This is a genomic window from Bradyrhizobium genomosp. I (2014), from assembly GCF_000261685.1.
Taxonomy (GTDB): domain Bacteria; phylum Pseudomonadota; class Alphaproteobacteria; order Rhizobiales; family Xanthobacteraceae; genus Bradyrhizobium.
Map to the genome: position 1 here is coordinate 1 of NZ_AJQE01000377.1, position 1,216 is coordinate 1,216.

A 1,216-nucleotide genomic window follows, 5' to 3' on the forward strand; every position below is an offset into this window, starting at 1 on the left:
GGCGTCGAACACCATGCTCTGGGCATCCTCGTTCGGGAGCTTGCCGGCATAGGTCTCGTTCGGCCGGATGATGATCTGCGCGATCGGCTCGACGGTGGTCGAGCCCCAGGGCTGAACGTTGATGAAGGGATAGCGGTATTCGAGGCCCACGGTCGGCATCAGGCGGAACGCCTGGGTGTCGCCGACGGGCAGGTAGTTCGACACGCCGGGCTGGTTGGAGACCGAGGAGTTGATCGCGTCGGCGCGAAGGCTGGCGAACGGCGTCCAGATCTGGCCGAGCGGATCGGTGAAGGACTTGCGCCACTGCGCTTCCGCCGTAAGGCGGGTATAGGTGCCGGGGAAGCCGCGCAGCAGGCACTGCGACGGCGTACGGGCCAGAGGATCGGCCGACGCCGTGGTGCACAGGCTGCTGGTGTTGGCGACCGTCGTGATCGGATCGAACACCGCCTCGTCACGCGACAGGTTCACGAAATTGGTCTTGTAGCTGAACTCGCCGCCGAACACCGGATAGTTGAGCACGTTGGAGTAGTCGATCACCGGGTAGACGATCGGCACCTGGCTCTGGTTGCCCGAATAGCTCAACCAGTACATCGTGCGCGCATCGAAGAAGCTGCGGTTGCCGACGCCGGTCAGATAGAGCTGCGACAGCGCTTCCGTCGGCAGCAACAGGAACGAGCCGAGCGGATCGCGGTACTGGTAGAGCCGGTAGTCCGAGAAGAAATAGTAATCGGACATCAGGACGCCGTCCCAGCCCCAGACCCATTTGTCGTTCAGTGCGAACTGACCCTTGGTGTCGATGGCGCCGCGGAACTGGCGGTCGCCGGGCTGCCCGGCAAACGCTCCGGGATCGAGCTGGTCGATGCCGTACGCGCGGATCTGGTAGGCGCCGTCGATCAGGCGCTGTCGGAATTCGCCCTGCAGCAGCACGCCTTGCCGCGACAGGAAGCGCGGGGTGAAGGTTGCGTCCATGTCGGGCGCGATCGCCCAATAATAGGGAACCTCGACGCCATAGCCCGTCTTGTCCGTGCCGGAAATATAACCCGGGATCAGGAAGCCGCTCTTCCGCTTCACGGTCGGGTCGGGCGTCGAGAAATAGGGCATGTAGGCGAGCGGCACGCCGAAGAATTCGAGCTGTGCGGTCTCGAAATACAGCATCTTCTCCTGCTGGTCGTGGATGATGCGCGCACCCTTGACCTGCCACAGCGGCGGCTTCTTC

The 1,216-nt window shown here is 63.6% G+C and carries 1 protein-coding gene; it reads right to left on the reverse strand.

Going from position 1 to position 1,216, the window contains the following annotated elements:
- Positions 1 to 1,216: LPS-assembly protein LptD (locus IC50_RS33225; protein ID WP_035715372.1), on the reverse strand; the 1,216-nt coding region annotated here is incomplete at both ends.